This is a genomic window from Streptomyces sp. NPDC056738, assembly GCF_042790435.1.
GTDB lineage: Bacteria > Actinomycetota > Actinomycetes > Streptomycetales > Streptomycetaceae > Streptomyces.
This window is the reverse complement of sequence record NZ_JBHTZF010000001.1, coordinates 718531-738935: the sequence shown is the minus strand read 5'-3', so window position 1 is coordinate 738935 and position 20405 is coordinate 718531. Positions and strand designations below refer to the sequence as shown.

Annotated in this window: 23 protein-coding genes and 1 riboswitch; of the genes, 13 read left to right on the top strand and 10 right to left on the bottom strand. The window is 71.3% G+C overall.

From position 1 onward, the window contains the following. Nucleotides 1-188 precede the first annotated feature (188 nt). The 6 genes from ACFRIC_RS03050 to sigK all read right to left on the bottom strand — a co-directional run bounded on the left by ACFRIC_RS03050 (nt 189) and on the right by sigK (nt 5903). Nucleotides 189-854 carry a hypothetical protein gene (locus ACFRIC_RS03050; RefSeq protein WP_382778727.1) on the bottom strand — a complete coding sequence of 222 codons (666 nt, stop codon included), beginning with the start codon at nt 852-854 and terminating at the stop codon, nt 189-191. Nucleotides 855-1153: 299 nt separating this feature from the next. Then, nucleotides 1154-1645: a peptidylprolyl isomerase gene (locus ACFRIC_RS03045; RefSeq protein ID WP_382778726.1), complete on the bottom strand. Its 492-nt coding sequence runs from the start codon at nt 1643-1645 to the stop codon at nt 1154-1156. A 290-nt stretch (nt 1646-1935) separates the two neighbouring features. Further along, nucleotides 1936-3453: a glycerol kinase GlpK gene (gene glpK / locus ACFRIC_RS03040; RefSeq protein ID WP_382778725.1), complete on the bottom strand. Its 1518-nt coding sequence runs from the start codon at nt 3451-3453 to the stop codon at nt 1936-1938. A 24-nt stretch (nt 3454-3477) separates the two neighbouring features. Next, nucleotides 3478-4323, bottom strand: coding sequence for an MIP/aquaporin family protein (locus tag ACFRIC_RS03035; protein ID WP_382778724.1), 846 nt, complete (start codon nt 4321-4323; stop codon nt 3478-3480). 246 nt (nt 4324-4569) lie between these two features. After that, on the bottom strand, nt 4570-5304 hold the full coding sequence (locus ACFRIC_RS03030) for an anti-sigma factor domain-containing protein (protein WP_382778723.1): 735 nt from the start codon (nt 5302-5304) through the stop codon (nt 4570-4572). Continuing rightward, entirely contained in the window at nt 5301-5903 is a 603-nt protein-coding gene (gene sigK, locus ACFRIC_RS03025; RefSeq protein WP_382778722.1) for an ECF RNA polymerase sigma factor SigK, read from the bottom strand. Before sigK ends, ACFRIC_RS03030 begins: the two co-directional genes overlap by 4 nt. 362 nt (nt 5904-6265) lie before the next feature. On the opposite strand from sigK, the gene ACFRIC_RS03020 reads away from it, so the two are divergent. From ACFRIC_RS03020 to ACFRIC_RS03000, 5 genes are all read left to right on the top strand, one after another. Next, entirely contained in the window at nt 6266-6622 is a 357-nt protein-coding gene (locus ACFRIC_RS03020; protein ID WP_382778721.1) for a hypothetical protein, read from the top strand. A gap of 153 nt (nt 6623-6775) precedes the next feature. After that, nucleotides 6776-7135 carry a DUF6204 family protein gene (locus ACFRIC_RS03015; protein WP_382778720.1) on the top strand — a complete coding sequence of 120 codons (360 nt, stop codon included), beginning with the start codon at nt 6776-6778 and terminating at the stop codon, nt 7133-7135. An 83-nt stretch (nt 7136-7218) separates the two neighbouring features. Then, complete coding sequence (locus ACFRIC_RS03010) at nt 7219-7662, top strand: MarR family winged helix-turn-helix transcriptional regulator (protein WP_382778719.1); 444 nt, start codon at nt 7219-7221, stop codon at nt 7660-7662. A 358-nt stretch (nt 7663-8020) separates the two neighbouring features. Continuing rightward, nucleotides 8021-8779 carry an IclR family transcriptional regulator gene (locus tag ACFRIC_RS03005; protein WP_382778718.1) on the top strand — a complete coding sequence of 253 codons (759 nt, stop codon included), beginning with the start codon at nt 8021-8023 and terminating at the stop codon, nt 8777-8779. A gap of 91 nt (nt 8780-8870) precedes the next feature. Beyond that, complete coding sequence (locus ACFRIC_RS03000; RefSeq protein ID WP_382778717.1) at nt 8871-10109, top strand: PP2C family protein-serine/threonine phosphatase; 1239 nt, start codon at nt 8871-8873, stop codon at nt 10107-10109. 15 nt (nt 10110-10124) lie between these two features. Here ACFRIC_RS03000 and ACFRIC_RS02995 read toward each other — a convergent pair whose 3' ends face one another. Next, nucleotides 10125-11090, bottom strand: coding sequence for an expansin EXLX1 family cellulose-binding protein (locus ACFRIC_RS02995; RefSeq protein WP_382778716.1), 966 nt, complete (start codon nt 11088-11090; stop codon nt 10125-10127). Nucleotides 11091-11128: 38 nt separating this feature from the next. Then, entirely contained in the window at nt 11129-12385 is a 1257-nt protein-coding gene (locus ACFRIC_RS02990; protein ID WP_382778715.1) for an acyltransferase family protein, read from the bottom strand. A gap of 240 nt (nt 12386-12625) precedes the next feature. Between ACFRIC_RS02990 and ACFRIC_RS02985 the strand changes: the two genes are divergently transcribed. Further along, entirely contained in the window at nt 12626-12916 is a 291-nt protein-coding gene (locus tag ACFRIC_RS02985; RefSeq protein WP_382778714.1) for a hypothetical protein, read from the top strand. A gap of 152 nt (nt 12917-13068) precedes the next feature. Here the strand turns inward: ACFRIC_RS02985 and ACFRIC_RS02980 are convergent, their stop codons facing one another. Together ACFRIC_RS02980 and ACFRIC_RS02975 are read right to left on the bottom strand one after the other, a co-directional pair. Beyond that, nucleotides 13069-13860: a glutathione S-transferase C-terminal domain-containing protein gene (locus ACFRIC_RS02980; RefSeq protein WP_382778713.1), complete on the bottom strand. Its 792-nt coding sequence runs from the start codon at nt 13858-13860 to the stop codon at nt 13069-13071. A 112-nt stretch (nt 13861-13972) separates the two neighbouring features. Next, entirely contained in the window at nt 13973-14038 is a 66-nt protein-coding gene (locus tag ACFRIC_RS02975) for a putative leader peptide (protein ID WP_355773383.1), read from the bottom strand. 36 nt (nt 14039-14074) lie between these two features. After that, nucleotides 14075-14220, bottom strand: a riboswitch (SAM riboswitch). A gap of 157 nt (nt 14221-14377) precedes the next feature. Here ACFRIC_RS02975 and ACFRIC_RS02970 point away from each other — a divergent pair. The 7 genes from ACFRIC_RS02970 (at nt 14378) to ACFRIC_RS02940 (ending at nt 20399) form a co-directional block, all read left to right on the top strand. After that, the gene (locus ACFRIC_RS02970; RefSeq protein WP_382778712.1) at nt 14378-14512 is read left to right on the top strand and encodes a hypothetical protein; all 135 of its coding nucleotides are present in this window, start codon (nt 14378-14380) and stop codon (nt 14510-14512) included. 418 nt (nt 14513-14930) lie between these two features. Continuing rightward, the gene (locus ACFRIC_RS02965; protein ID WP_382778711.1) at nt 14931-15935 is read left to right on the top strand and encodes an amino acid ABC transporter permease; all 1005 of its coding nucleotides are present in this window, start codon (nt 14931-14933) and stop codon (nt 15933-15935) included. A 146-nt stretch (nt 15936-16081) separates the two neighbouring features. Continuing rightward, nucleotides 16082-16846 carry an amino acid ABC transporter ATP-binding protein gene (locus ACFRIC_RS02960; RefSeq protein WP_382778891.1) on the top strand — a complete coding sequence of 255 codons (765 nt, stop codon included), beginning with the start codon at nt 16082-16084 and terminating at the stop codon, nt 16844-16846. Nucleotides 16847-16994: 148 nt separating this feature from the next. Continuing rightward, on the top strand, nt 16995-18020 hold the full coding sequence (locus ACFRIC_RS02955; RefSeq protein ID WP_382778710.1) for an ABC transporter substrate-binding protein: 1026 nt from the start codon (nt 16995-16997) through the stop codon (nt 18018-18020). A 90-nt stretch (nt 18021-18110) separates the two neighbouring features. Then, nucleotides 18111-18896, top strand: a complete 786-nt coding sequence (locus tag ACFRIC_RS02950) for a GNAT family N-acetyltransferase (protein ID WP_382778709.1) — start codon at nt 18111-18113, stop codon at nt 18894-18896. A gap of 104 nt (nt 18897-19000) precedes the next feature. Then, nucleotides 19001-19114: a putative leader peptide gene (locus tag ACFRIC_RS02945; RefSeq protein WP_382778708.1), complete on the top strand. Its 114-nt coding sequence runs from the start codon at nt 19001-19003 to the stop codon at nt 19112-19114. 73 nt (nt 19115-19187) lie between these two features. Continuing rightward, nucleotides 19188-20399 (top strand): LLM class flavin-dependent oxidoreductase, encoded by a 1212-nt coding sequence (locus tag ACFRIC_RS02940; protein ID WP_382778707.1) that lies wholly within the window; start codon nt 19188-19190, stop codon nt 20397-20399. The last annotated feature ends 6 nt before the right edge of the window (nt 20400-20405 follow it).

Genomic DNA, 20405 nt, shown 5'->3' with positions numbered 1-20405 from the left:
GAAGGGCTTTCCTTCAACTACCTGGTCGGAACGTGTACAGGCCGCTGACCTCGCCTGTTGCCGAAGAAACCGCTGTTGCGCACGAGCTCGGAGTGAGGCCTGTGGTCGGGGCGAAGCGGACGCGGGCCGGTCCGGGCGGGCCCGGGAGACGGATCCGTACGGGCTCGGGAGGAGGGCTTGGTACGGGCTCAGGACGAGGGTTCGTACGGGCTCCAGGAGCCGTCGCCCAGTTCGTTCAGCGGGGTTCCGTGCGCCCAGTGCCGCAGGCACGAACCGTCGATCAGACGGACACCGCCCTGGCGTCGCGCCCACCGCACGTCACGCCGGGTGAAGGCCCCGCGGTGCACCACGAGCCGCAGCGGCGGGGCCGGACCGCCCGGACGCCCCGAACGCGAGGGCGCCTCCTCGTCCGGCAGCGGCTCGGCCACGGGCCGGAAGGCGACCTCCAGCCGGTGACCCTGACGGTCCCGCGCGCGGACACGGACGCGCTCCTCGGTTCCGCGCGGCGGGAGCACGCGCCAGCCGTCCCGGCGCAGCATCCGCGAGACGGCCAGGGCCAGGCCCTGGGTGTCCAGCTCCGCGAGTTCCTCGGGTGTGTAGATGCCGTGGCGCCGGCGGGCCGTCGGCCGGTGCCGCCGCACCGCGGCGGGGGTCACGACGGCCAGGACGGCCAGAGCGGCGACGGGCACGCCGATCCCGGCCACGCGGTAGCCGAAGGCGAGTCCCGCCACGACCGCGCACAAGGTGACGACGACCCCCGCGAGAGCGGGCAGCACGTCGCGAAGGACGGGCCCGTAGGCCCCTTCCGCACGCAGTCGGCGGACGGCTCCGCGTCGCTGCGCGCGTGCTGACATGCGTTTACCCGGTGTCCGCCCCCACCAACTCACTCGGGCCAGCTCCCCCCAACCCCGACACGCTTCGGCGTGCTCGGGGAGGGCTACCCCTCGCGGGAGGGCGGGTCCCCTGGAGTACGGGATCCGGCCACGAATCCGGCTGAACCCTTTCGAGGCGCCGCTGCGCGTGGGGCACGATCGGTTCCGGGGGCCGCGGGGTCCTGTGCGGCGGGCCGCCCGGAGGGAGCGGTGGGTACGTCACCCGCCGCTCCCTCCGGCACGTGCCCGCGGGACGGACCCGGACGGGGCTGCCGGACCGCTCAGACGGTGCCGCTCTTGGAGACGACGATCTCCTTGGAAGTGGCACCGGAACCGCTGCCCAGCGCCTCGATCGCCTTCACGACGTCCATGCCCTCGACGACCTCGCCGAAGACGACGTGCTTGCCGTCCAGCCAGCCGGTGACGATCGTGGTGATGAAGAACTGCGAGCCGTTGGTGTTCGGGCCCGCGTTGGCCATCGACAGCAGACCCGGCTTGGTGTGCTTGAGCTTGAAGTTCTCATCGGCGAACTTCTCGCCGTAGATGCTCTTGCCACCCGTGCCGTTCTGCCGGGTGAAGTCGCCGCCCTGGAGCATGAAGTCCGGGATCACGCGATGGAACGGCGAGCCCTCGTAACCGAAACCGTGTTGGCCGGTGGCGAGCTCACGGAAGTTCTGCGCGGTCTTCGGGACGACGTCGTCGTAGAGCTTGAACTCGATGCGGCCCAGCGGCTCGCCGTCGGCCGTGACCTCGAAGAAGACGTTTTCGCTCATTGCTCTGCTCCTCATGGATGCGAAGGTTCGCCCCCGAGCATAGAGAAGACGAGGTGGTGGACGCGTGACCGGGGGTGATCATTCGGCGTGTGGCCCCGGGGAACGCAACGCCGGGCCGCCGGTGGCACGCGCACCGCGAAACGTCCCGGACGCCGCGCCCTCGCGAGGGACCGGACGGGTTCGCGACCGCACACCCGGAACGCGCCCACGGCGGCGATCGGCCCCCGACACGACACGGGTCGGGAGCCGAACGGAGCGCCGTCGGTCACCGGGACGACCGGCGCGAGCGGCTATTCCACCTTCGCCCAGTCGAGCGTGCGCTCCACCGCCCTCTTCCAGTCCGCGTACCCCTGTTGCCGCCGGTCCTCGGACCACTGCGGCTCCCAGCGCTTGGACTCCTGCCAGTGGGTGCGCAGTTCGTCGGTGTCGCGCCAGAACCCGGTGGCCAGACCCGCCGCGTACGAGGCGCCGAGCGCGGTGGTCTCGGCGACGACGGGACGGCTGACGGGTACGCCGAGGACGTCGGCCTGGATCTGCATGCACAGGTCGTTGGCGGTCACACCGCCGTCGACCTTGAGGACGTCGAGATGGACGCCGGAGTCCTGCTCCATCGCCTCGACGACGTCGCGGCTCTGGTAGCAGATGGCCTCCAGCGTCGCCCGGGCCAGGTGGGCGTTGCTGTTGTACCGGGCGAGTCCGACGATCGCGCCGCGTGCGTCGGAACGCCAGTACGGGGCGAACAGCCCGGAGAACGCGGGCACGAAGTACATCCCGCCGTTGTCCTCCACCGTACGGGCCAGTGTCTCGCTCTCGGCCGCGTCCTTGATGACCTTCATCTGGTCGCGCAGCCACTGCACCGCGGACCCGGTGACCGCGATGGAGCCCTCCAGCGCGTACACGGCGGGCTCGCCGCCGAACCGGTAGGCCACGGTGGTCAGCAGGCCGTGCTGTGAACGGACCAGTTCCGTACCGGTGTTGAGGACCAGGAAGTTGCCGGTGCCGTACGTGTTCTTGGCCTCGCCGGGCGCGTAGCAGACCTGTCCGACGGTGGCCGCCTGCTGGTCGCCGAGCACCCCGGTGATGGGGATGGCGGCGCGCAGGGGCCTGGAGGTGCGTGCCGTGCCGTACGCCTCACGGTCGGACGAGGGGTTGATGCTGGGCAGCATGGCCCTCGGCACGCCGAAGAAGCCCAGGAGTTCGTCGTCCCAGTCGAGGGTTTCGAGGTCCATGAGCATGGTGCGGCTGGCGTTGGTCACGTCGGTGGCGTGGACGCCGCCGTCCGGGCCGCCGGTCAGGTTCCACAGGACCCAGGCGTCGGTGTTGCCGAACAGGGCGTGCCCCTGCTCCGCCGCCTCGCGGACCCCGTCGACGTTCTCCAGGATCCACTGGATCTTGCCGCCGGAGAAGTACGTCGCCGGTGGCAGCCCCGCCTTGCGGCGGATGACGTCGCCCCGCCCGTCACGCTCCAGCGCCGCGGCGATGGAATCGGTGCGGGTGTCCTGCCAGACGATGGCGTTGTAGTACGGCCGGCCGTTGCGCGGGTCCCACACGACCGTGGTCTCCCGCTGGTTGGTGATGCCGATGGCCGCGAGGTCCTCGGCGCTCAGGTTCTTGTGCCGCAACGCGTTCTGGATCACCGAGTTGGTGCGTTCCCAGATCTCCACCGGGTCGTGTTCGACCCATCCGGAGCGCGGAAGGATCTGGGCGTGTTCCATCTGGTGCTTCGCCACCTCGTTGCCCGCGTGGTCGAAGATCATGAATCGGGTGCTGGTGGTCCCCTGGTCCACCGCGCCCACGAAGTCAGCCATGGGATGCCGCCTTTGCAGGGTGTGTCAGTCCTTGGGGGCCGGGATGCGTCCGGGGGGTTCGGGCTCCGCGGTCGGCAGGAACCGGCCGATGAAGAGCTTGTAGACGGCTGCGCCGAGCACGCCTCCGATCAGCGGACCGATGATCGGCACCCAGAAGTAGAAGTTGCCGTACTGATCTCGCCAGGCCCCTCCGTATCCCGTGAGGAAGCTGGCCAGACGCGGTCCGAAGTCACGTGCCGGGTTGATCGCGTAGCCGGCGAGGGTGCCCCATGCCATGCCGATGCCCACGACCAGCAGACCGATGATGAACGGCCCGAGGTTCGCGCCGGGCGGGGTGTTGAGCAGGTCGGTGACCGCGAAGATCACCAGGAGCAGGATGGCCGTGCCGATGATCTGGTCGCGGAACGCGCCCCATTCGTGGACCGGCAGGTTCGGGTTGCCGTTGGCGGGCAGTGTGGAGAACACGCCCTGGGTCTTGATGGTGTGGCCGGGGTCGGCCTTCGCGAGTGCCTCCGTGTAGTTCCAGCGCACGATCAGCGCGGCCACGAACGCGCCGAGGGTCTGGGCCAGGACGTAGGGGGCCACCTTGCGCCACGGGAAGCCCTTGAACGTCGCCAGCGCGACGGTGACCGCGGGGTTGAGGTGGGCGCCGCTCAGCCGTGCCGCGACGTAGACGCCCATGGTGACGCCGATGCCCCAGGCCCACGCGATGCTGTCGTGGTTGCCGAGGCCGCCCGGCGGCGTCGTGAGTGCACCGCCGGCGACCACCTGGGCCACCACGCCACACCCGAACAGGATGAGAATCATCGTGCCGAGGAACTCACCGGACACCTCGCCGATGATCCCCGACATCTTGAACCGCTCAGTCATGGAAGCCCGCTTCCCGCCGGTCCAGGACCGGCTGTTGACCGCCGCCCGAGCCCTCCCTCACATCAGCATAGGATGATCAAGAATGAATTGCATCAATACTTAACTATCCCGTTTTGATGCGTCATATCCGGTAACTCTCAAGTTTGATGCGGTTCGCGGGGATCGGTGCCCGCGCTCTTCGGCGTGGGCTCGGGAGGCGCTCTTCGATGCGGGCCGGGGAGCCTTCGTCGTAGTGGGCTCGGGGCATCAGGCCGGCACCGTGACGATGCCGAGCGGCTCGCTCGTGGGCTGCCGTGATCCACCCGCCGGTTCGGCCGTGATGCCCACGGCGCTGACGTCCTTCAGGGAGCCGTGGAGCAGACGCGCCTGCCCGCCGCCGGAGCCGGCGAGCAGGCCCGCCGGGCGAAGGTCACCGGAACCGGCGGCGTACCAGAGTTCGTAGACCTGGTCGTTACCGAGGCGGGGCAGGTCCGAGGCGATGAAGGCCGCCCGGCCCTGGGAACGGGAGGCGACGACGCTGACGTCGGCCCCGTTGTCCAGCCGCTGCGTGCTGATCTTCGCGTCCGGGGCCGTGAGGACGTCGGAGAGGGCGGTGGCCCGCGCCTCACCGGCGGCGACTTCCGCCCGTGCGTCCTCGGCCTGGCCGTGCTGCCAGACGGCGGTTCCGCCGAGCGCGGCCGCCAGGGCCAGGCATGCCGCCAGCGCCCATCGCGCGGCCCGCCGGCGAACCGGAAGGGCGCGGGGGAGACGCTCCTGGCGCGTGTGGGCGATCCGATCGAGGACGTTGCGGCGCAGTTCGGGGGACGGCGTCGCGTCCTGGGCCGACGCGAGGCGCACGGTGACCTCGGACAGCTCCGCCACCTCGTCCCGGCACGCGGCGCAGCCGGCGAGATGGTTCTCGAACGAGGCCTCCTCGGCCGCGGGCAGGGCGTGCAGGACGTACGCCCCGACGAGCTGATGCGGGTCGTCGGCGGGGGTCATCGGCCGGCCTCCAGACATCTGCGCAGCAGCCTCAGGCCGGAGCGCATCCTGGACTTCACGGTGCCCGCCGGGGTGGCCAGGCAGGCGGCCACCTCCAGATAGGTCATGCCCTGGTAGTAGGCCAGCACCAGCGGTACGCGCTGATGCCGTTCCAGGTCGGCGAGGCAACGGTGCACGCGATCGTGCTCCTCGTGCCGCTCCACGGCCTCGGCCACCTCGTCGAAGGGTCGGTCCTCCGCGAGCAGGGCGCTGCGCCGCTCGCGTTCCGAACTGGCCTGGACCTGCCGGACCCGGTCGACGGCCCGCCGGTGCGCGAGGGTCAGGACCCAGCCCCGGGCGGTGCCGAGTTCGGGGCGGTAGCGGTCCGCGGTCCGCCAGATCTCCACCATCACGTCCTGTGCCACCTCCTCGGCCTGGGCCTCGTCCCGCAGGACGCGGCAGATCAGGCCTTTGACCGGCCGCGCGAGGGTGTCGTACACCTCCGCGAACGCGTCCTGGTCGCCCTGTGCGGCGCGTTCGAGCCGTGCGTCCAGCCACACCTCCGCCGACGGGTGCCGTCGCGAACCCTGTCCGTCCCGGCCGGTCTTGGCATCGCTCACAGAATCCGTCCGTCGCTTCCTGCTCGCCCGGCCCGTCCGTCGTGTTCGGCAGGCGCGGGGCCGGTGCGGTCGGGGGCAGGTCCCGCGAAGTGGGGGCCTCGTCACCGTGTATTCGTAGCCACCCGGCGCGTGGATGAGCCGAAGGGCCCGTACGTTCCCGTCGGCCGGCCGTGGCCGACCCCTGTCGAAAACTCGTACCGAAAACACACCCAGGTCTATCCTCATACATACCTTTCGTCGCTCCGAATACCTTATGTCCCGCGCAACGAGGGCCTGGAAACGTCCCGTCAGCTTCGGCGCGAACACCACGGACACCGGCCCCCGTTGCGTACGTCCATCACATTGCGAGGGAGGTGAGTCCGATGACCGCACGCATCAGTCCCCGGCGGCTGCTCGCCGGTGCGGCCGCCACGGCGCTGCTGGCCGGAGGGGCCGCCCTGGGTACGTCCGGTGCCGCCGCCGCCAGTCCGGCGCCGCCGCCCGCACCGTCGGCGACGGCCCCCGACCATCACGGTCACCACGACCGCTGCGAGTGGAAGAAGGGCCACTGGGAGAAGAAGTGGGTGCCCGGACACTGGGTCAAGAAGTGGGTCCACCACGACTCCTGGCACCACGGTCACCACACTCATGGCTGGGTGAAGAAGTGGGTCTACGTTCCCGGTCACTGGGACAAGGTGTGGGTCAAGGCCCACTGGGACTGCCGGCACCACGTCCACTGAGCGTCCCCGTAGCTGCGTGAGGACCGGGTGCGGTCACCCCCGCGCCCGGTCCGCTCGTCGCCGTGATCCGATCCGGGCGCGCCCCGGGTGCCGACCGCGTGACCGACGGAAACGCGGTGGAACAGGGCCGATCCCGTTGGTTAGGCTCGTCCGATGACCACACGCACCTTCCGTGTCACCGTTCGCGGTGTCTTCGACGGACTCAGCGCCGACCAGCGTGCCGAACTTCTGGCACACGCCCCGGAACACGACGTCCTGAGGGCGGCCTTCACCCCCGAGGGGCACCTCAGCTACGACCTGGCCGCCCGCCCGGCCTTCACCTTCCGCTACCTGGACTCGGGAGAGGCGGAGGAGGACATCCTGGAGGCCGTCGAACGGGCCGAGGCCGCCGCGACGGCCTGGCTCACCGAGCGCGGCTACGGCTTCAAGCGGCTCAAGTCTCAGGCCGAGGATCTCTCCCAGGCGCCCCTCGGCAAGCGACAGCGGCGGGCCATCGCCCAGAACACCCCCTGACCTCTCGAAGACCAAGGGGATCTCATGCTTCACAGATGCTTGAGTAGTCAAGGACCTATCAAAGAGATGTCAAGGAGACGTCGATGAGTGGAGGGCTGGACGCGGTGCTGCGTCTGGTGCGGGCGCAGGCCGCCCTGGTGAAGCGGCTCGACGCGAGCCTCGGCGGACTGCACGGGGTGAGCCTGGCCGACTTCACGATGCTCCTGCGCCTGTCCGAGGCGCCGGGTGACCGCATGCGCCGGGTGGACCTGGCGGAGGCGCTGGGACTGACCGCCTCCGGCGTCACCCGCGGACTCGTACCGCTGGAGCGCATCGGCCTGGTCCGACGGGACCCGGACGCCCGGGACGCGCGGGTGGCCTACGCGGCCCTGACCGAGACCGGCCGGGAGCGTCTGGCGGAGATGCTCGTGACCGCCGAACGGGTCGCCGAGGAGGTGTTCGCCGAGCCGGCGTGGACCAAGGAGGACACGACACGCCTCGCCGGCCTCCTCGCCCGCCTCGGCGGCACCGGGTTCCCCGCCTCCTGAGCCGGCCGGTCCCGGGCGGGTGCCCCGCGGGCGTTCCGCCCGGGACCGGCGTTCCGCTGGGCTCGGACGCTTCGGGCACCTTGCCCGGGCCGGGCGGCGGCCGGGTGCGCCGGCCGCACCACGCCCGGGACGGGTGTCCTGCGGGGGCGCGCCGGCCCACGCGGTTCGCCTTCGTCCTCCGTCCCGTCGGTGCGGTGGTGCGGTGGTGCCATCCCGGTGCACCCCGCCCGGGACGCCCCGGAATCCTGGTGGCCGGGGGTGACGGGACGCGTCGTACGCCGTCACGCGATGGGGTGCGGATCGGGTGGGTTACGGGTGACGCCTTGCCTGTCTCGTGGGCGCGGCGCACGCTGGGGGCATGGGAGCTCGCGACGGGCCCACGCTCATCACCTCCGTTCAGCGGGCCTTCCGCCTGCTGGAGGCGGTGAGCGCGCACGAGAACGGCGCGCCCGCCAAACAGCTCGCACGCGAGACCGAGCTGCCCCTCGCCACCGCGTACCACCTGCTCAGGACCCTCGTCCACGACGGTTACATCCGCAAACTCGACGACGGCGGATTCATCCTCGGCGACAAGATGCAGACACTGCGGACCCAGGGCCGCGGACAGGCGCTGCTCAGCCGGGTGCGCCCCACGCTCGCCGCTCTGCGTGACGAACTCGCCTCGGCCGCCTACCTCACCTTCTACGAGGAGGGCGAGATCAGGGTCGCCGAGATCGTCGACGGGCCGCGAGCACCCCGGGTCGATCTGTGGGTCGGGTTCGAGGACGCCGGACACGCCACCGCGCTGGGCAAGTCCGTCCTGCGCGAGATGGACGAGGAGTCCCGCAACGAGTACCTCGCCCGCCACGCCCTCCCCGACCTCACCCCGCGGACCATCACCAGCAGGCGGGAACTGCTGCGCCATCTGGCCTCGTCGCCGGTGGCCCCGGCCGTCACCGACCTGGAGGAGTACGCTCTGGGCACGGTCTGTGTCGCCGTCCCCGTCTACAGCGGGGACACGCTCGGCTCGCTGGGTGTCTCGCTCCCCGCCGAGCGGCTGTCCCGGTTGAACGACGTCCTCACCCGGCTGATCCCGACCGCGAACCGGGTGACCAGGAGCCTGTCGCTCACTATTTGAAATCCCCGCGCTTGTGGATCAGGTCTCGAACGTCTTTCCTAGACCAACCGGACATTTCAGGGATGAACCCAGGTGAGGACTGCGGACGAGCATGAGTCAGGCCCGAGAGCACGGTAGCGAGCACTGGCCGAAACGGACGTTCGGGAACCGAGGCGTCGGTTCCGGAGCGGCGGCCCGCAAGCGCGCCGCCCACCTCGCCTTCGGCACCCCGGTGCTGCCTTTACTGGTCGTCGGAGCCATCGTGCTCATCGACCTGGCCGGCGGAGCCGGGGTGATCTGGCTGCCCCTGCTGGCCGCCGGACCCGCGCTCGCGGCCACCACCAGCCGGCCGCTCGGGGTTCTGTGCGTCGGCTTCCTGGCGGCGGTGCTGAGCGCTCTGCTCGGTACCCGCGACGGTGTCCCGGGCGCCGAGATCCTCGCCGTCCTGTCCGCCCTGGCGGCCGTCACCGGCGCGAGCGCCCTGGCCAGCGCGCTGCGCTGGCGCCGGGAACGGGTCCTCGCCGCCGTCCGCTCCGTCGCGGAGGCCGCCCAGCACGCCCTGCTCGCCCCCATACCGTCGAGCGTCGGCCCCTTCCAGGTCGCCGTCCGCTACAGCGCCGCCGCGGCCGAGGCCCGGATCGGCGGGGACCTCTACGCCCTGGTGCCGACGCCGTACGGGGTCCGCATGATCATCGGTGATGTCCGGGGCAAGGGTCTGCCGGCCGTGGGCACCGCCGCGCTCGTCCTCGGCATCTTCCGCGAGGCCGCCTACGACGAGCCCGACCTCCTCACCGTCGTGGCCCGGATCGAACGGAGTCTGGCGCGCAACCTCGGATACGACGACTTCGTGACCGCCGTGGTCGCCGGGTACCCGGAACCGGACCGGCTGGAGGTCGTCAACTGCGGACACGCGCCCCCGCTGCACGTCAGCGCGTCCGGGAAGGTCGTGTCGGTGGACCCCGTGAACCCCGCTCCGCCGCTCGGACTGCGGGCCCTGACGGGGGAGATCCCGAGCCTCCAGGTGCTGCCCCTGGCCGACGGCGATCAGCTCCTGCTGTACACGGACGGGGTCACCGAGGCCCGCGACCACGGCCGGGAGTTCTACGCCCTCGCAGAGGGACTGGCCCGCCACGTGTCCGACGAGCCGGCGTCCACGCTCGCCGCGCTCGACGCCGAGCTCCAGGCCCATGTGGGCGGTCGGCTGCACGACGACGCGGCCCTGCTCCTGCTGCGCAAGCCGGCACCCGTCGAGTCCGCACCCGTGGTCGCCGCGGGTGGTGGCTCGGTCACCGTGCCCTCCCCGCCGGGGCCGCCCGCCACGGGTGTGCGCTGCGGAAGGAGCGCGGAGTAGCCGGCCCGGACGGGGTCAGTGGCGTGCGAACTGGAGCCGGGTCGTCTGCACGGCGTCGGGGCGCAGCGCCATGCCGTCGACGGTCAGGCGTTCACCGTAGATGTCGGTGATCCGGACCGCGCCACCGCAGCCGCCGCCGTCCTCGGCGAGGAAGTAGTTGTACTCGGTGCGAGGAAGCGGCCGCCACGCACCGCCGGAGCGGAGTTCGAGGCGGGCCACCGGATTGCGGTGGCCGATCACCTGGAGCGCGCACCAGTAGCGGCTGGACCCGGTCTTGTAGCGCAGGGCGAGTGTGCCCGAGTCGGCGGGGCTCAGCAGCTTCCAGGTGATCGGGATCCGGCCGGCCACCGGGTTCGCGAGCCGGGCGAAGGCCTGGGTGCTGAGGTCGAGCTGGCCGGGGGCGCAGCCCGTCGGGCACTCGTTGGTGATCCGGACCGTGACGCTCGCGCCGCCGGCGGCCCGCACCAGCAGATAGGCCCCGCACGCCTTGGACGTCTCGTAGTCGGTGTGGTTCATCGCCGCGGTCATGACGTCGTCCGTCGGACCGTACGAGCAGGCGCCGTCGCCGCTCCCGGCGTCGTACATGGTCGCCACACCCCGGTGGGCGACGCCCGGACGGATCCGTCCCGCCTGCGAAGCGGTCGCCGTCGTGGTGCGGGAGGTGTTCGCGGCCGACGGCCGCGCCGACGCGCTGGAAGGGCGGGGCGTCACGGTCGGGGAGGCGGCAGGGTTGGGCGACCGGGTCGGCGCGGTTGGCGTCGAGGCGGCCGAAGGAGTCCGGCCCGGAGTCGCGGTACCACGGGAACCGGCGACCGCCGGGCCCGCGCCGTCTCCCGTGGCGGCCTGATGGCCGGGCCGGAAGGCCACGACCAGACAGACCAGGGCACCGACCGCGACCAGGGCGACGACGGCGATCGGGGTGAGGGCCCTCGGCGACGGCCGACGTCCGCGCCGTCGCGCGGCCTGCCTCGTTTCCTTCATGGGCGTCCGTTCCGAGGATCGAGCCGATGGTGTCCTCGTCAGTCGCCGCCGGAAGCGAAAAGGTTGCCGCCCGTTCCCTCGGTGACGCGGCGGATCCGTTTCCGGCCCCGGGCCTGACCCGGCACCTCGACGAAGCGGTGGGTCAGCGCGCACAACGGCAGCAGCACGGCGAAGAACACCGCTTCGAGGACGAGACTGTCGCGGCGGCACCGACCGATCACGCCGTCGCTCACCGCCAGCAGGACCGGATGCACCAGGTACACCGAGTAGCTGACCGTCCCCAGCCAGGTCAGCGCGCGAGGAAACCTTGTGCCGCGCAGCGCGAGGGCGGCACCGAAGGTGAGCACGGCGAGCAGGAAGGCCGTGATCCAGCCGCGCCGTGCGAACGTGGCGGTGTCGCCGTGCTCGTACGCGCTCCCCGCCGCGCAGACCACCACCACGAGGGCCGTGCGGGCCGCGCGCGGCCAGGTGCTCTCCCCGCTCTCCGCCCGCCGGACGGCGGTGCCGAGGAACATCACGGCCAGGATCACGAGGCCTTCCCAGAGCGGAACGGTGCCGTTGAAGGGCACCAGCACCAGCGCGAGCACACCTCCCGCCACGGCCCCCGTCACCCGCAGTTCGTACCTGCCGGAGCTCCCGCAGAGGACGGCGAACACCAGCGCCGCGGAGGCGAGCGCGACGAGCGGCCCCGTGCCGACGGCCAAGGACAGTGCGGACGCCGGTGGCACGAACGCCACCGTCGCGCTCACGGCGGCGAGCACGCCCAGGACGACCGAGACGGTCCCCGAGCGCGGGTGGAGCCGGACCGTGAACAGGGTGACGACCAGCAGGTAGAACGCCAGCTCGTACGACAGCGTCCACAGGACGAGGACGACACTCGGCGTCCCCAGCAGTTCCTGGAGCAGGGTGGCGTGCGCGACGGCGACCGTGAGGGGGTTCCGCCCCTCGAAGCGAGCGCCGAGACGCGTGAAGCCCAGGAGGTTCAGCACCAGTGCCGAGCCCACCACCACGGCCCACAGCGGGTAGACGCGGTGGGCCCGCCCGATCCAGAAGCTCCTGACGCAGCCCCGGCGCTCGAGCGAGGCGGGGATGACGTAACCGCTCACCAGGAAGAACAGCATGACCCCGTACCGGCCGATGTTCAGCTCGGGCATCACCCGCTCCCGGAACTCCGGCATGAAGGAGTACGAGGAATGGTCGACCGCCACGAGAAGCGCGGCGATCCCCCGCAGGGCGTCCAGCCGGCCCAGCCGCGGGGACCCGGTGGATCCGGGTGCCGCGGGTGGACGCGGCACCGGTGCAGGCGGCGGGAGTAGGGGAGGTGCGTGTTTCATGGAGATGCCTGCCTGGACCGGGTCCTGTGGGCCGTGGAGTCCACATCGAAGTGCGGACCCCTGACGGCGCGAGACGGGACACGCCCTGAGGAGACGGTTTTCGCCAGGATCGCCTATTTTCGGCGGAGGTGCCTGTGCGCGAGCCGGTCACGCATCGGAGCACCGGTCGCCCCGCGTACTGGGAATGCGTCGTTCCCGGGGATGGGACAGAGTGATGCCATGGGCCACCTGTGGATGACGTGGTCGCTCGAAGGCGTCGGATCGGCGGGCCAGAACGTCCCCGACGTGGAAGCGGCCTGCCGTTCTCTGGTCGGCTCCGTGGAGCGGTCCCGGCGTGCCTTCGAGACGCCTGAGCCGTGGGAGGAACTTCGCGCGTCGGCGCTGGTGCTCCAGGACCGGATCCTCGGTCCGGGGCGCGAGGTACTGGATCAGGGCCGGCGGTGGACCTCGACCGTGAACGGCGTCAGCATCCTGCTGGTTCCGCGCGAGTGACCGGTGCCGACGTGGCTTCGCGCCCTTGACCGGTGCCGGTCGTGGCTCGCGCGCGTGACCGGTGCGGACGCCGGGCCGATGGGCGCGGATCGGCGATCGCCGATCGCGAGGAGCCACCCACCTGCCCGGCACCCAGGCTTCCGTCGGAAGCGTCAGACCCCTGCCGTCAGTGGCACCACGTCCTGCGCGTGCCGGAAGGCCGGGTGATCGCCGAGACGGCGTACGTAGTCCAGGAGCCGGGGGCGGGCGCCGAGGGCGCGGGACCGGCCGAGACCGGTGAGCGCCGTCCACGCGTCCACGTCCGCCGCGGTGAGGGTGTCGCCCAACACGTAGGTACGACCCGCGAGTTGGCAGTCCAGCAGGTCCAGGGCCGCCGCGAGCCCCGCAGGTTCGGCGGACGGGGTGACGTCGCGGTCCAGCAGATCCCGGAGCGCCTCGATGTCGGCGGCCAGCGACGGAGGGCGGAGCGTGGACGGGCATGTCGTGGTGTGACCGGAGAGCAGCCCGGCGAGATCGCGGAGGATGGCGGGCGGGTGGTTGCTGACGATGCGTCCGCTCCACCGGTCGCACAGCGCGGGCGCCGTGAGCGGCCCGTCGAAGTGGTGCTCGGTGGCCTCGTAGGCACGGCGCAGCGACGCGAAGGCCTCGGGTGTCCGCGCGGGGTCGGCCAGGAGTGTGGTGGCGACCGAGTCCCGCAGGCCGAGCAGCCCGAGCGTGATGGCGATGCGCAGCGAGAACGGACAACTCCGCGACAGATACAGCTCGTAGCGGTGCGGAGCCGGGTAGAAGCCCCCGGCGAGGCCCACACCGATGCGGCTGTCGACACGGTGGGGGAGCGCGGCCGGCGTCGCCGCCGGCTTGAGCCGAAGGGCCGAGGGGAGCGAAATCTGGTCACAGGGGCGTGAGTTGGCAGTGCTGGACGTGCGCGAAGCTGTCTCGGGCATGACTCTCCCTGGGGGAAGACGGAAGCCACCGCCGCTTTGTGGGCGCGCGGGCAGCTTGATGCGGATTGACTGCGCTTGTCGCACCGGTCCGGATCGAACGGACCGGCCGCGATCAGTAAGCGCTGGAGACGCGCAGGAGGTCGATGTGCAGGCGCCTCGTCAAACCGCTCTTGGGCAATTCCCACCGTTCCCGGTTCAGGGCTCGCGAGACGCGAGACCACGCTTGCCCCGCCGCACCGGCGGGACCCGGTCGTCACCCGGGGCACCCCGTCGCGGTGGAAGGGTTGCCTGTCAGCGGGCCGGGGCCGATGACCACTGGAGCGGGGTGTACCCGTTCCGTGGGCGCTGACAATCGTGACCGTCCATGCCAGTCTCGGTGCGCCCTGTTGCGGCGTCAAGAAGGCCGTACGCACGGTCTCACCTGGTGGTCACCCGCATTGACATTGTTTTCGGGCCGGGCCTAACCTGCGGCGCACCACAGGATGCCTTTTCGGCCGGAGAAGAAATGGTGACGACGATGCACGGAGCTGACGGGACGGCCGCATGGCGGCGCCTCGGCCGCAACGTGCTCTGCGCCGACCGTGCCGTGGACCTGCTGCGTGTCAACAGCGCCCTGTGTACGGGCATGTGTCTGTCCCTCAGCCGAGGCTAACGGCCCCCTCCGGGGTCTCGACGGCCCCTCGCGCACGGCTCCTTCGAGCCCTCGGCGCTCATGTCTTCGGCGATCGGGAAACGACGGCCCGTCCGAATCCCCCGCGATCACGGACCGGGCGGTCCTCCGGGTCTTCGGCGCTCACGAGCTGAGGGGTTCCGTCGGGTCCTCGACGGCCACGAGCTGAGGATTCGCCGGCCTTCGACGGCCACGAGCTGAGATTCCGTCAGGTCCTCGACGGCCACGCGCCGATCCGCTCCATCGAGCCTTCGGCGACCACCGCTGTCGTGAAAACGCCCCTTCCCCGTCCAGCCCTCGTCCCACGTGGGCCGCGCGCATCGCCGTGTACCGAGCCGTCCCGCTCGGCGGTGCGCCGCCGCTCCGTGGTCCGGGGTGTCCGAATCCGCTGGAGTCCTCCATGAGTCAACCACCCGGCGCCGCCGTGTCCTTGGGATCGGCGCCGCCCGCCGAGGCGGTCCCCCGTCTCGACCTCCCCGGCGCGTCCGACCGTCCGGCGGCCCAGCGGGTCCTTCCGCTCCGGCGGCCCGGCCGCTGGATCGTCACGGCCGTCGTGCTCGTGCTCGTCGCCCAGATCGCCCACGGACTGGTGACCAACCCCTTCTACCAGTGGGATCGCTTCCAGTACTGGTTCCTGCGCCCGACCATTCTCGACGGCCTGCTCATCACCCTCGAAGTCGCCTTCTACAGTGCGCTTTTGGGGTTGCTCGGCGGCGTCCTGCTGGCCCTGGCCAGGCTCTCCCGGAGCCCGGTGCTGCGCGCGGTGAGCTGGGTCTACACCTGGCTGTTCCGGTCGGTGCCGCTGATCGTGGTCCTGCTCTTCCTCTACAACTTCAGCGCGCTGTACCAGACGGTGAGCGTCGGAGTGCCGTTCGGGCCGGCCTTCTTCACCTTCGACGAGTCCCGGCTGGCGACCGACATGGCCGTCGCCGTCGTCGGACTGAGCCTGAACGAGGCCGCGTACGCCTCCGAGGTGGTCCGCGGCGGCATCCTCTCCGTCGACCAGGGCCAGCACGAGGCCGCGTCGGCACTCGGTCTGCCGAGGCGGTACCAGTTCGCGAAGATCGTCTTTCCGCAGGCGCTGCGCTCCATCACCCCCAACTACGTCAACCAGTTGATCGGCCTGATCAAGGGCACCTCGCTGGTCTTCTACGTGTCCCTGCTGGACCTCTTCGGCTCCGTGCAGAGCATGGGCAGCACCTACCCCGGCGACATCGTGCCGCTGCTCCTCGTCGCCACCGCCTGGTACCTGATCCTCACCAGCGTGGTGTCCGTCATCCAGTTCTACGTCGAGCGGCACTACTCGCGGGGCGCCCTGCGCACCCTGCCGCCGACTCCGTTGCAGAAGGCGCGGAACGGTCTGCGCGACGTGCGGGCCCGGTTCCGGAGGGAGACGGCGATATGAGCGGCGAGACGAAGGTGACGACGGTGAGCACGCGGACGGCTCCGGTCGCGGACGTGGTGCCGACGGCGTCGGTGTCGGCGTCGGCGTCGGCGTCGGCCAAGGGGGCGGACACGGCTCCGGCGGGCGAGATCGCCGACGGGCTCCAGGTGGAGCCTGCCACCGTCGAGGTGCACGATGTGCACAAGTGGTACGGGGCCCAACGGGTACTGGACGGCGTGGAGTTGACCGTGCGCCCCGGTGAGGTGACGGTCGTTCTCGGCCCGTCCGGCTCCGGCAAGTCCACCCTCCTGCGGGTGATCAACCACCTGGAGAAGCCCGAGATCGGCCACGTCAGCCTGAACGGCGAGCTCATCGGCGTACGCAGGCACGGCGACCGTCTCAAGGAGCTGAGCGAGCGGGTCATCCTGGCCCAGCGCAGCCGGATCGGCTTCGTGTTCCAGAACTTCAACCTCTTCCCCCACCTGACCGTGCTCGACAACGTGGCCGCGGCGCCGGTGGCGACCGGGAAGCTGTCCAGGGCCGCGGCGCAGGAGCTCGCCCGCGACCTGCTCAGCCGGGTGGGCCTCGCCGACAAGGCCGCCGCCTACCCGCGGCAGTTGTCCGGCGGCCAGCAGCAGCGTGTGGCCATCGCCCGCGCCCTCGCCCTGCGTCCCGGAGTCATCCTCTTCGACGAACCCACCTCCGCGCTCGACCCCGAACTGGTCGGCGAAGTCCTCGCGGTCATCAAGGACCTGGCGCACAGCGGCACGACACTCGTCATCGTCACGCACGAGGTCGGCTTCGCCCGCGAGATCGCCGACCGCGTGGTCTTCATGGACGGCGGACGCATCGTCGAACAGGGCCCGCCCGAGCAGGTGCTGGACCATCCGCGCGAAGCGCGCACCAGGGAGTTCCTCAGCAAGGTCCTCTGACCGCTTCGCACTTCACACAGGGAGACACCGCTCCACGGGGTGTCTCCCGCCCCACCGCCCCGACCCACAGCGGGGCGAGCCCCCCGATTCGGCGGCCCGCCGGGACCGTTCCCCCACATCTCTCATCGCACACTCGACAAGGACAGCCATGCGCACCCTCAGCCCGAACCGCACAGCCCTCCGCGGCGTCGCCGCCACCGCCGCCGTCGCCTCCCTCGCCGTCTCCCTCGCCGCCTGCGGCGCGGACAGCGACGCCGCCACCCGGACGAAGACCGACACGGCCGGAACCGTGACCGTGGGCGCGCTCTCCAACGGCGCCGCGAAGGAGACCACACTGAAGGTCTCCGAGGTGAAGTCGATCAGTGCCGAGCTGCCCAAGTCCGTCGCCCGGAGAGGCACGTTGGTGGTGGGCATCGGCGCACTGCCCGCGGGGTCGCCGCCGCTGAACTTCGTCGGACAGGACCAGAAAACGCTCACCGGCAGCGAACCCGACCTCGGCAAGCTGGTCGCCGCGGTCCTCGGGCTGAAGCCGGAGGTGCGGAACTCGACCTGGGAGAACCTGTTCGTCGGCATCGACAGCGGCAAGGTCGACGTCGCCTTCTCCAACGTGACCGACACCGAGGAGCGGAAGAAGAAGTACGAGTTCGCCTCGTACCGCCAGGACAACCTCGCCTTCGAGGTGCCGAAGAAGAGCACGTGGAACTTCGACGGCGACTACCGCAACCTCGCCGGCAAGACGGTCGCCGTGGGCGCCGGCACCAACCAGGAGAAGATCCTGCTGGAGTGGAAGGACAAGCTGGCCAAGGCGGGCAAGAAGCTCACCGTCAAGTACTACCAGGACAACAACGCCACGGCCCTGGCGCTGAACAGCGGGAAGATCGACGCCTCGTTCGGCCCCAACCCGGCCGTCGCCTACCACGTCACGCAGAACGCCAAGTCGCCCCACCCGACCCGCAACGCCGGCCAGTTCTCCGGCGCGGGTGCGACGATCCAGGGGCTCATCGCGGCCACCGCGAAGAAGGACAGCGGTCTCGCCAAGCCGGTCGCCGACGCCATCAACTACCTCATCGAGAACGGCCAGTACGCCAAGTGGCTGGCCGCCTGGAACCTCTCGAACGAGGCCGTGAAGACCTCCGAGGTCAACCCTCCCGGCCTGCCGCTCGACAACTCCTGAACCACCGCCCACACAAAGGACTCCGCCGCGCCGCGGCGGAGTCCCGGGGCGCGTCCGGCCGAGTTCCAGAGACGGAGAACCCGCACCGCCATGTCCACCAGCGTCCATCCCGCACCCGCCCCTTCCTCGCCTCCGACCGCACCGCACGTCCTCGACAACGCGGCGTGGGCCGCGTTGACCGGTCCGCACGCGCACCTCGCCGAGCGCGTCGGCCGGGCCGCCCGCTATCCCACGGACGTGTCCCCGTTCACCGCGCTCTCCGATCCCGCCGACCCCCGCTCATGGGACGACCTGGCCGAACTGGTGGGTCCGGGAGCGGTCACCCCGGTCACCGCGGTCCAGTCCGTGCCCGACGGCTGGACGGTCGAACACAGCGGCGTAGGCGTTCAGTTGACCGCCACCGCACTGCGCTCCGAGCCCGCGCCGGAAGCCGTACGACTCGGCCCCGACGACGTGCCCGAGATCCTCGACCTGATCGCCCTCACCCGGCCGGGTCCCTTCCTGCCCCGCACCGTCGAACTCGGCACCTACCTCGGCATCCGGGAAGGCGGCCGGCTGATCGCCCTCGCCGGAGAGCGCCTGCGCCCGCCGGGCTGGACCGAGATCAGCGCCGTGTGCACCCATCCCGACCACCGCGGCAGAGGTCTGGCGACCCGCCTCGTCCGGGCTGTCGCGGCGGGCGTCAGGGAGCGCGGGGACACCCCCTTCCTCCACGCCGCCGCCGACAACACGAACGCCATCCGGCTCTACGAGTCGATCGGGTTCACCCTGCGCCGCCGTACCCGGTTCCTGCTCGTCCGCGCACCCGGCGGACAGCCGGCCGTTGACGCGGGACAGGAAGAGGCCGGGCGGCAGGAAGAAACGGCGCACCAGTGAGGTTGGGCTTGTTCAGGACCGTGCGGCACCCCGGCGGGGACCCGCACGGGCCGGGCGGACGAGGGGCCGGGGAGCACCGGGCCGAGAGGGCGGAGGTGGGACACATGCGTCGTGGGTCCCGCCGCGCGCCGAGGCCGCTCGCGCCCCCACCGCTGCACCTGTACGGCCGGCCGCACATCGATCTGCTGCGGGTCGCCGGCGCGCTCTGTCGCCCCTGACCCGTTCCCACGCAGCCACGCCCCGCTCGCCGGGGCGCGATTCCTCGTACGGTCGATCAGGAAGGCACCTCCCGTGTCCTCGTCACCCTCTCCTCTGCACCTCGCCGTGGCCCTCGACGGCGCCGGATGGCACCCGGCGGCCTGGCGCGAGCCCGTCGCCCGGCCCGGTGAGCTGCTCACCGCCGCCTACTGGGCCGATCTCGTCACCGAGGCCGAGCACGGCCTGCTCGACTTCGTGACCATCGAGGACTCCCTCGGCCTCCAGTCCTCCTCGCCCACGGAGCCCGACGGCCGCACCGACCAGGTCCGCGGCCGCCTGGACGCCGTCCTCGTCGCCGCGCGGATCGCCCCGCTGACCCGTCACATCGGCGTGGTGCCGACCGTCGTCACCACGCACACAGAGCCGTTCCACATCTCCAAGGCGATCGCGACCCTCGACTATGTGAGCACCGGCCGTGCCGGCGTGCGTGTCCAGGTCTCGGCCCGCCAGAACGAGGCCGCGCACTTCGGACGCCGTACGCTCCCGCCGTTCCGCCTCGAGGACTACGGCACGCCCGCCGGTCAGGAACTCGTGACCGACCTCTTCGACGAGGCGGCCGACCACGTCGAGGCCGTCCGCAGGCTCTGGGACAGCTGGGAGGACGACGCGGAGATACGCGACGTCGCCACCGGCCGCTTCATCGACCGCGACAAGCTCCACTACATCGACTTCGAGGGCCGCCGCTTCAGCGTCAAGGGCCCTTCGATCACCCCCCGGCCGCCCCAGGGCCAGCCGATCGTCAGCGCTCTCGCCCACGCCACCGTCCCGTACCGGCTGGTGGCCCGGGCCGCCGACGTCGGCTACGTCACCCCGCACGACGCCGAACAGGCACGCGCCGTCGTCGAGGAGATCCGCGCCGAACAGACCACGGCCGGCCGCGCGGACGAGACCGTGCACGTCTTCGGCGACCTCGTGGTCTTCCTGGACGACACCCCCGGTGCCGCCGAGACCCGCCGCGAGCGACTGGACGCCCTCGCGGGCCACCCGTACACGAGCGACGCCCGGATCTTCACCGGAACCCCGGCCGAACTCGCCGATCTGCTGCAGGAGTTGAGCGAGGCGGGACTGTCCGGATTCCGGCTGAGGCCCGCCGTCGCCGGACACGACCTCCCCGCCATCACGCGGGGACTGGTGCCCGAACTCCAGCGCCGGGGCGCCTTCCGGCAGGCCTACGAGGCCGACACCCTGCGCGGACTGCTCGGGCTCGCCCGGCCCGCGAACCGCTACGCCGCCACCACCGCCTGAGCCGGA